The sequence below is a fragment of the Acidisoma sp. L85 genome, assembly GCF_009765865.1.
In the GTDB taxonomy this organism is placed as follows: domain Bacteria; phylum Pseudomonadota; class Alphaproteobacteria; order Acetobacterales; family Acetobacteraceae; genus Acidisoma.
Window position 1 is genome coordinate 1 of sequence record NZ_LMUQ01000073.1, and the last position, 9,501, is coordinate 9,501.

Sequence of the window (9,501 nt, forward strand, 5' to 3'; positions counted from 1 at the left end):
GCAGACGACATCTTGGCGTCAATCCAGCGCTTCTGCCAAAGAACCGTCGACGTCCAGCAGAGATGTGGATAGAAACTTCGGAATCAGGACACTAGGTTTCGAGGAGTGCCGCGCCACCGGCGAGCGTTCAGTCCTCATAGCGATAGCGGAAATCGCAATGCGTCGCGCCCTCCATCAGGGTTTGCGTGCGCCTAAGCTTGAGTTTCGGGTCATAGCCTTGGCAAAAGGCGCCGTCGCGATTGCAGGAGAGGACTGCACCTAGCTCGGTCAGGCCCATCTCACGGTACATCTCAGAATAGCGGCAGCGCGTCACGTTGAAATTGAATTCGTTCGAGGCAGACTTCAAACGCTCAATGTGTAGCGCGTCTTCCGCCGTCCAAAATTTCTGGATATCTCGGAAATGCTCGAGATTCGGGCCGCTTGGGGCATCCCTTGCCATCTTGGCCGCGGCGGAGCGAGCTAGCTTGACGACGGCGTTGGTCAGCACGCGACGTGCTGTTTCCTCACCGACCTCACCGATCATCTCATCATAGATACCCTTCGCGAACTCTGCCTCGATCCGGCGTCGAGTCAGAATTGGCATGTCGTTTTTCATCGCGAGTGTTCCTCGTGTGGTGCGGTCTTCGCCAGCTCACGTTCGCCTCTGCAGGTGTTCAAGCCGACTCCGGCTCGTGCGCGCTATGCTAGCCTCGGCCTGCACTAGGCGTTTCGATATCGGAACCACCTTGGGGGTCAATCGGTCGCGAGCCGTGATCATGCAATGACGGCTGTACCAAGCCAAGCGCCTCGTAATCCTTGATGTCAACTTGGGCGAGGAGGTCGCCGATCGCGTCTTTCTCGGACTGCCCTTTTCCTACCGGATCGCCAGGCTGGTAGTTGTCCATCGTCGCGGTCCAGTCGAATGAGCGTGTTTCGATGGGCAGTTGATCATAGCGAGTTACGATTTTCATTCCCGCGCCTCTTGCCAGAGCACTAAGCAACGAGGATTGCTGGGTGCGAACAAGTTAATTCAGCGCGTTTCACCAGAGTGCTTAGTTATGGAGGTAGCGTGCCAAGTCAAACAGTCAACAATCACATGTCGCGGTTGCGGCGTGTTTGTCGAATGCACGTCGCGGGCGCCGAGTTTCCAGCCTACTCGCGTTTTCTCGGTCGTTCGTCTCGAAAGAAAAACGGCTAGCGACCTCCTCGAGTCGGGCGCGAACGCCAACCGCGAACCGGATGACTGAATCTGGGTCGGTCCTCATCCGGAGGATAGGGGAAACGCAAGCTTTGCTCACTTCGCCTACTTGTTTCCCAGACGAACACAATGTCGGCGGTGTCGTCGATGACGCCAAAGCATTACCTCGAGTATCGAGAGACATGAATGACGTCATTTTCACAATAGAGGCCGAACTGTTGACGTCGTGGAGGCGGACGTATTGTCGGATTGATTGCACCTCGCGCGCGATCAACCGGGAGCCGGAGAAAGCGGTTCAACGCTGTACAAATTGCAAAGGACGACGGGTGCCTAACCATGCCGCATCCGATGGGCGCCCTATCGATGGGCGCCGCCCTCCACGCTTAGTCGCCAATCGGTTGACAGCCTCCGGCTCCTATCGTCTTATGACCATATACTGTCTCGCTGCGTTATTTCCCGCTGGATCACTACGGAAAGGCTGGTCGTTACGCACAAAGCGAGTTTCTGAACTGGGATGCCGGGAACCGCGATGGGCAAATCGGTCGGCGTCATTGTACCCGGAACAGCCCAGACAACGAAGAAAATTGAGGAGGAGGAGCCGTCATGAAGGTGGGCGACTATAACAACATCATAGCGGGCCAACAGACGAGTCGGCGCCGCCTGCTTCAAGGGGCGGCCGGGCTAGGTGCGGCCGCGGTGGGGGGCGGCTTCGGCGCGTTCTCGTCTGCCAGGGCGGCAGGCACACCATCGGCGGATGAAATGGCACTCCGCAAGGCGATATTGAAAGTGCCGGGTGTCGGCAAGGGATCGCCCACCGATGCGGATTGGCAGAAGGTTGGGGAACTCTGCCTTGGCCCCACCAAGGCACGGGTGAAGCCCGGCGAATTCAAAGGCGTTCAGCTCACCTTTATGGGGCTAAACAACCAGAACCTGCACGACTTCCTGTTCCGCGGCTTCCTGAAACCCTGGGAGACTTATACCGGCGCGAAGATCTCCTGGATCGATGTCGCCCAGGCCGACTATAGCCCGCGTCTGCAACAGGCGATCGCGACAGGGACAATCGACTTTGACTTGCTTGAGATGGGCGCGCCATTCGAGGGTGAGGTTTGCGGCAAAGGCCTGACTTCCGAGATGCCTGAGGAGGTCAAGCAGCAGATCGATGTTACCGACCTGGTTAACTATCTGAAGCCACCAGTCGGCACCTGGGAAGGCAAGACTTACCGTGTCACGATCGATGGCGATTGCCATACGATCAACTACCGCACTGACGTCTTTTCTGATCCAGATCTGACCAAAGCTTGGAAAAGCGCGGGTAACTCTGCCCCTTGGGGCAATCCGAGGACCTGGCAGCAGGTTCAGAAAGTCACGAAATTTCTCGCGGGCAAGCAAGTCGCTGGCAAGGATGTCTACGGCTATCTGGACGCTCCAAAGCCGTGGGGTGGGTTTGGGTTCTACTTTCTCGCGAGCCGCGCCACGGCCTATGTGAAATATCCGGGCGAAAAAGCGTGGTTGTTCGATGTCGATACGATGAAGCCACGCGTGAACAGCGCAGGCTGGGTGCGCGCGATCCAAGACGTGGTAGACGCTCTGCCGTCGGAGCCGCCAAACCAGATTAACGCCGATCCGAATACCACAGGCTTCCAGCAATTTCTCGCCGGAACCGGCAGCTTGGTGTCGTGGTGGGGTGACATTGGACAGAACGCCAATACGAGCGATTCCTCGGTCGTGGGCGATGTGATCGGCTTCGACATCCTGCCCGGCTCGGACGACGTTTTTAACCACACGACAGGAAAGTGGGAAACGCTGTCGAGTGGGCCGAATTTCGCGCCTAATATGGCCTATCTCGGCTGGGGCGTTTACGTCATGTCTCGCGTCAACGGTGATTCCGCCAAGCATAAAGCAGCCTGGAGCGCCGCCGCCCATCTTGGAGGTAAGGATCTATCGATCTGGACGGTGATGTATCCCTCCGGCTTCCAGGTGCATCGCCAAAGTCATTTCAATATCCAGGAATGGCTCGATGCCGGTTACGACAAGGCATACATCACGAACTATCTGGCGTCACAATCGAACTCCTACAATCACCCGAACGTGGCGATCGAGCCTCGGATTCCGGGGATTTTCCAATACTACAGTCTCGCGGAGGATGAATTGGCGAAAATCTTCGCAGGCAAGGTTGGGGCCCAGAAAGGCGCGGATAACATCGCCGCAGCTTGGGAGAAACTAACCGACCAGCTTGGCAGAGAAAAGCAGATCGCATTGTACAAGGCTTCGCTTGGGATTTAGCGGCGGGTTGCAAGGTCGCGGACCGACGGTGTCGCAGATGCCGCCGGTCCGCGCCTGGTGAGGCCGAAAGCGAGGGGCTTCGAGACGGCGATGCAGAGTCCGAGGGAGCGCTGACCATTCCTAGTATCAGTCCGGCGGATGACAGCATGAGAGGACGGGCAGCGGCAAGCCGGCGGCAGGCCGGCCGCGCTCTCATTCTGGTCGCTTCGATTGCGCTGGTCGGAGTCATACTGCTCCAGATTCTGCGCGCAGCCGGCGAGATTCAAGTCGGCTTCGCGAACTGGCGTCCGGTGCTTTATGCCTATGTTGTTTGGGCAATCGCGCTCGGCGCAGGCCAGGTTTTGATGCACGGTGAACGCGGGCGAAGGGCTCTGTTCGTGCTGCCGGCGGTTCTTTTTACTGTCGCGGTGGTCATCTTCCCGACATTATTCGGCTTCTATATTGCCTCCCTGGACTGGAACCTCAGCGCCACAAGCGGTCCGCGCTTCAACAACTTTCACAATTTCGTGGAGCTGTTCAATGACCCGGACTATTGGAACGCGCTCACCAACATGCTGTTCTACGTTGTCGCCGTCTTGGTGGAATATGCCATTGCGTTCGGACTAGCACTTCTTCTGACAGCGGAAATTCGAGCGCGTAAGTTCTTCCGGCTGGCTTTCCTTCTGCCCTTCATGCTGAGCCCGGTGGCGGTGAGCTGGATGATCGGCAAGTCGATTTTCGAATACAGATTCGGACCAGCGTCGAACTTCATGCGATTCCTCGGCTGGCGGACGCCGGCTGTTTTCGCTCATGCCTGGACGGCGCGGATCGGGATCGAGGTGATGGCAGGCTGGGTCGCCATCCCGTTCATTATGATCCTGTTGCTGGCCGGCTTGCAGGCGCTGCCGAAGGAAGTGCAGGAGGCGGCGCAGGTTGATGGCGCCAGCGCCTGGCAATCCTTCTGGAGGGTGACATTTCCGCTGATGCTGCCGGTCAGCATCACAGCATTGCTGATACGCATCATCTTCCAACTGAAACTTGCCGATATCGTCATCAATGTCACGGGCGGCGGGCCAGGTGGCGCCACCGACACGGTTTCGAGCTACATCTACCGTGTCTATAGCGACCGCTCGAATGTCGGCTATGGTACCGCGCTGGCTATGTTCTACCTCGTGATGATCATCATTTTCCTGACGGTGATGCTCCGCCTGGCCAATCGCTGGACGCGGAACCTCACATGACTTTGCCCGCAAGCGGCTCGGCCACCGGAGGGGGACTATAGTGGCTTCCGTCATGTCCCAGGGCCGAACATCGGCTTCTCGCCATCATCTGCGACGTACGGGTGGCCAGTTTCTGGTCTATGCCGCGCTGATCACCTGGACCTGCGTTTGCTTGTTCCCGCTGTTCTGGACAGTGACGACGTCGCTCAAATCGGCGCGGGACGTGACCCAGGGGCATCTGATCCCTTGGATCGACTTCCAACCGACCTGGAAAGGCTGGCGTTCACTCGGACTATCCCCCGACACAATCTTCAATCTCTCAGATCCGCGTGAGGAGTTCCTTGGCCGTTTCGCAAATAGCGTGATCATCGCGGGCGGTGCGTCCTGTCTTGCGCTGTTGCTTGGCTCGCTCGCGGCCTACGGGCTGAGCCGGTTCCGATACAAGTTCGGGCCGATGCATAACAGCGACATTCTGTTCTTCTTCATTTCGCAGCTCATACTTCCGCCCGTGGTTTTGGCCTTGCCGTTTCTAGTGCTTTACAGAGAGCTCGACCTGCTCGACACGCGCTTCGGCCTCGTCCTGGTTTACACGCTGACGGTTCTGCCCATCGTCGTCTGGATCATGCGCGATCAGTTTAACGCGATCCCGATCGAGCTGGATGAGGCCGCGCTGGTCGATGGTCTTTCGGCATGGGGCGTGTTCCTGCGCATCGTGCTGCCTATCGCGTTGCCCGGCATGGTCGCCGCCTTTATCCTGTCGCTTGTGCTGACCTGGAACGAGTATTTCTTCGCGGCTCTGCTGACGGCCTCGAGTGCCAAAACGCTTCCGGTGATGGTGGCGAGCCAAACCGGTTCGCAGGGGATCGATTGGTGGTCGATGGCCGCGCTGTCGACGGCGGCGATCGCGCCGCTTGTCATAATGGGCATTCTGTTGGAGCGCTACATCGTCAAAGGCCTGGCGACTGGCGCCGGCAAGTAGCGGTGCAGGGGAAAGCTCGGAAATCGCGTAAATATCGCTCCGAATGCGAGGAGGCGCGCCACGATCGCCGAGCCGCTTTTTGGCGAGTGGTGAGTGCGACGGGTCTTCTGGTCGCGACAGCCTTGGGGGTCGCCGTCGCCGGTCCAGACCACACCTGGGCCGAACCACAAAACCAGCGACCGCCGGCAACAGAGGCGCGCGTGCGGACGATGGTTCCCGATTTGGAATCCTATATTGCCCTCGGCATGAAATCCTTCGACGTGCCGGGTCTAGCGATCGGCATCGTCGCCAATGACCGGCTAGTCTATGCGAGAGGCTTTGGCGTGCGCAGCAGGCGGGATGGTGCGCCTGTTGATCCAGCGACCGTATTTCAGATCGGCTCTCTCACGAAGGCATTCCTCTCGGCGACGCTGGCTATCGCGGTCGATCGCGGCTGGCTGCGTTGGGACGATCGCGTGACCGATCTGGATCCCGGCTTCCAGTTGAAGGATCCCTGGGTTACGCGCGAGTTCCGTGTTTTTGACCTGCTCGCCCAGCGCTCCGGTCTGCCGCCTGCCGCGAATGACGGGCTAGAGCTGTTAGGTCTCGATGAGGCAGCATTGATTCACTCCCTCCGCTACGTCGAGCCAGTGTCGAGCTTCCGCGCGACTTTCGCATATACCAACATCACACATATGATTGCCGGCCGCATCGTCGCGAAAGCATCAAGCGCGGCTCAGTGGAACGAAGTTCTCCAAAAGGAACTCTTCGATCCCTTGGGCATGGGAAATTCATCCTGCACGGCAGCGGAGATCGTAGCGGCGCCGAATCACGCGGAGGGCTATCGATGGACGCTGCAAGGGGCCGTGTCAGTACCTTTCACCTCGGTCGTTCCCTACGGCTTCGCGGGTGCGGACGATATCAACTCCGACGTCGAGGATTTGGCGCGATGGCTCCGGATGCAACTCGATAATGGCGACTTCGCCGGAACGCGCATCGTCTCGGCCGAAAACCTTCTCGTCACGCATACGCCGAGAATCGCTATCTCCGACCGGTTTTCCTATGCGATGGGCTGGTTCGTTCAGCAGACGCCGAATGGTGTGATTATCTGGCACAATGGGACCACGCCCGGCTTCGGTGCCTTTCTCGGCATGGCGCCCGATCGCAAGACGGGCGTTATCGTGCTGAGTAACGAAGGCAATGTCGGTTTGCCAGATAGTATCGGTGCCTGGGTGCTGGATCGCGTGCTCGGCAACGCGAAGACGGACTACCTAGTGGAGCGGCTGAAGCGGGCGAAAACGAGCCTTACGGCGGCGGGAGAGCAATATGCCAAGCCCGTGAGACCAAGGCTTTCGCCGCCCGGCGCGACATTTGCGGGGAGCTATGCCAATCCCGATTTTGGGACTGCGGCGGTGAGGATGGACGGCGACGCGCTGATCGTGGAGTTGCCCGAGACGGGCGCCAAATTGAAGCTCGATCCCTGGGACGGGGACATATTTACGGCCACTCTGATGCCGAGCGGCCCCTTCGCCGCCGTGGCGGCCAATCTTGGACCTTCGCCCTATGGCTTCGTCCAATGGCAGATCGACAAGACCCCCAAACTCGACGCATTCCGCCTTATCCTGGGAGACGACCAGGCCTATGAGTTCCGTCGGCGCTAGAGGGAAGCGAGCCCGGCGCCGATTTCAGCCGGCCGTCACTGTAGGTAAGACAGTTCTACTGACCCATGCCTTCAAACGGGCCGGACGGGTCTCGAGCCGTGGGCGGCCGACAGCAGCCTTCAACCACTCAAAATGGGGAAGAGCAGAATTGTCCGACAAATGTCTGCCGGTGCCATGAAATATCTTTTCAAGGCCCGATCGCTGACCTAGGTTCCTCGCCGAGCAGGTGGCCGGAAAGCCGCCGCCATAAAGAAGATTGCGGGGGAAACATGCGTCGATCTATTCCTATTGCCTTTGCGGGCGTATTTCTGGCGGCACTTATGTCTAGTGGTGTCGCGTTGGCTCAGCAGAAGTCGCTGGCACTAGTCACCAACGCCTCTGCCGACTTCTGGACCATTGCGCGGCGGGGCGTGGATAAGGCGCAGCAAGAACATCCCGACTACAAGATGGAAGTGATTGTAACCGGGCAGGCCACGGCCGCCGAGCAGCGCCGCGAGTTGGACGATCTGCTCGCGCGCGGTATCGCGGGGGTCTCGATCTCGACCATCGACCCGCAGAATTCGATCGAGGAGCTGAATAAGGTCGCCGCCAAGGCTGTGCTGCTGACGACGGATAGCGACGCGCCTGCCTCGAACCGCGTCGTCTATATTGGTACCGACAATGTGGCCGCCGGCCGCCAAGCCGGCGCTGAAATCATCAAGGCGCTGCCCAATGGCGGCAAGGTGATGGGGTTTGTGGGTACGATGGATGCCGACAATGCGCGCGAGCGCGTTGAGGGGATCAAGGATGCCCTCAAGGGCACCAATATCCAGATCGTCGATATCCGCACGGACGGCACCGATTTCGCCAAGGCCAAGTCCAATGTTCAGGACGCGCTGGCGAAGGGCGGTATCGATCTGTTGCTGGGGCTCTATTCTTACAACACGCCGCAGATCTATACGGCGGTCAAGGAAGCCGGCATGACCGGCAAGATTAAGGTCGTCGGGTTCGACGAAGATCCCCAGACCCTGCGCGGCGTCGCGGACGGCACCGTGGCGGCAACCATCGTTCAGCAGCCGTATCAGTTCGGCTATCAGTCGATGATCGACATGATCAAATATATCAACGGGGATAAGTCGTTCATTCCCGCCAACAAGCAGATCATCATCCCTACCCGGGTCATCAACCAGGGCAACGTCGCTGACTTCGTCGCTACTCTGAAGCAGCTGCTGCACAAGTAAGACGCAAAGGACGAGTCGGTCTTCGCATGGCCGAACCTCTGCTCAGCCTGGCCGGGATAAGCAAAAGCTATCCCGGCGTCCTGGCACTCGACGACGTCAGCATCCACGTCCAGCCTGGCGAGGTGCTGGGTCTCATCGGGGAGAATGGCGCAGGCAAGTCGACGCTGATGAAGATCATCGGTGGCCTCGTCGAGCCCGATGCAGGCACTATCATCATTGATGGCAAGCCTCATGCTGCGATGACGGTGGCTTCCACGGCGCGCGCGGGCATCGCCTTCGTGCATCAGGAGCTCAATGTCCTCGACAATCTGGACGTGGCCGCGAATATCTTTCTAGGCCGCGAACGGCTCGCCGGCGGCCCGCTGCGTCTGACCCGCAACCGCGCCATGCACTCTGAGTCACTGCCGCTTCTGGCTCGGCTAGGCGCGGATTTTGCGCCCGATGCGCCTGTGGCTTCGCTGTCGATCGCACAGCGGCAAATGGTGGAAATCGCTCGTGCCCTTTCGGTGGATGCGCGCGTCATCATCATGGACGAACCCACCAGCAGCCTGACGCTGACGGAGACGGAACGGCTGCTTCAAGTGATCGCCGAACTGCGTGCTTCCGGCGTGTCGATCATCTACATCAGCCATCGATTGGGCGAGTTGAAGTCCTGCGCCGATCGTGTGGTCTGCCTGCGTGACGGCCGGGTAGCGGGGGAGTTGCCGCGCGAGCAGATTGAACATGGGGCGATGATCCGGCTGATGATTGGGCGCGATCTGCGCTCCCTCTATATCCCGCCGCGTACGCCGCCAGAGGGTGCGTTGTGCGAAATCAAGGATTTGGAGACCACATCCTTTCCGGGTCGTCGCATCACACTGACTGTCCGGCGGGGGGAGATCCTAGGATTGGCGGGGCTGGTAGGTTCCGGCCGCACGTCGTTGGCTCGTACGCTGTTCGGCATTTATCCCGTGCAGGGCGGCACGGGACAGCTTCAGGGGCAGCCAGTGCGAATCACCTCGCC

At 59.3% G+C, this 9,501-nt stretch carries 8 protein-coding genes; 6 read left to right on the forward strand and 2 right to left on the reverse strand.

Annotation, left to right across the window (positions count from 1 at the left end; genetic code table 11):
- Positions 1–127: 127 nt before the first annotated feature.
- Both GSQ83_RS23565 and GSQ83_RS23570 read right to left on the reverse strand, forming a co-directional pair.
- Positions 128–595, reverse strand: a complete 468-nt coding sequence (locus GSQ83_RS23565; protein WP_158805322.1) for an L-2-amino-thiazoline-4-carboxylic acid hydrolase — start codon at positions 593–595, stop codon at positions 128–130.
- An 88-nt stretch (positions 596–683) separates the two neighbouring features.
- The gene (locus GSQ83_RS23570) at positions 684–950 is read right to left on the reverse strand and encodes a hypothetical protein (protein ID WP_216850526.1); all 267 of its coding nucleotides are present in this window, start codon (positions 948–950) and stop codon (positions 684–686) included.
- An 830-nt stretch (positions 951–1,780) separates the two neighbouring features.
- On the opposite strand from GSQ83_RS23570, the gene GSQ83_RS23575 reads away from it, so the two are divergent.
- From GSQ83_RS23575 to GSQ83_RS23600, 6 genes are all read left to right on the forward strand, one after another.
- Positions 1,781–3,460, forward strand: coding sequence for a sugar ABC transporter substrate-binding protein (locus tag GSQ83_RS23575; protein WP_158805324.1), 1,680 nt, complete (start codon positions 1,781–1,783; stop codon positions 3,458–3,460).
- Positions 3,461–3,606: 146 nt separating this feature from the next.
- A complete protein-coding gene (locus tag GSQ83_RS23580; RefSeq protein ID WP_158805325.1) occupies positions 3,607–4,680 on the forward strand; it encodes a carbohydrate ABC transporter permease in 1,074 nt (357 codons plus the stop codon).
- A 52-nt stretch (positions 4,681–4,732) separates the two neighbouring features.
- Complete coding sequence (locus tag GSQ83_RS23585; protein WP_158805326.1) at positions 4,733–5,638, forward strand: carbohydrate ABC transporter permease; 906 nt, start codon at positions 4,733–4,735, stop codon at positions 5,636–5,638.
- A gap of 89 nt (positions 5,639–5,727) precedes the next feature.
- On the forward strand, positions 5,728–7,278 hold the full coding sequence (locus tag GSQ83_RS23590; protein WP_158805327.1) for a serine hydrolase: 1,551 nt from the start codon (positions 5,728–5,730) through the stop codon (positions 7,276–7,278).
- Between the two features lie 338 nt (positions 7,279–7,616).
- Positions 7,617–8,498 (forward strand): sugar-binding protein, encoded by an 882-nt coding sequence (locus GSQ83_RS23595; protein ID WP_254065871.1) that lies wholly within the window; start codon positions 7,617–7,619, stop codon positions 8,496–8,498.
- A 26-nt stretch (positions 8,499–8,524) separates the two neighbouring features.
- Positions 8,525–9,501 (forward strand): sugar ABC transporter ATP-binding protein (locus GSQ83_RS23600; protein WP_158805644.1); only part of this gene is annotated, 977 nt, incomplete at its 3' end.

Coding starts and splice junctions, on each gene's coding strand:
- GSQ83_RS23565 (WP_158805322.1), bottom strand. CDS start 595: ATGAAAAACGACATGCCAATTCTGACTCGACGCCGGATCGAGGCAGAG.
- GSQ83_RS23570 (WP_216850526.1), bottom strand. CDS start 950: ATGAAAATCGTAACTCGCTATGATCAACTGCCCATCGAAACACGCTCA.
- GSQ83_RS23575 (WP_158805324.1), top strand. CDS start 1,781: ATGAAGGTGGGCGACTATAACAACATCATAGCGGGCCAACAGACGAGT.
- GSQ83_RS23580 (WP_158805325.1), top strand. CDS start 3,607: ATGAGAGGACGGGCAGCGGCAAGCCGGCGGCAGGCCGGCCGCGCTCTC.
- GSQ83_RS23585 (WP_158805326.1), top strand. CDS start 4,733: ATGTCCCAGGGCCGAACATCGGCTTCTCGCCATCATCTGCGACGTACG.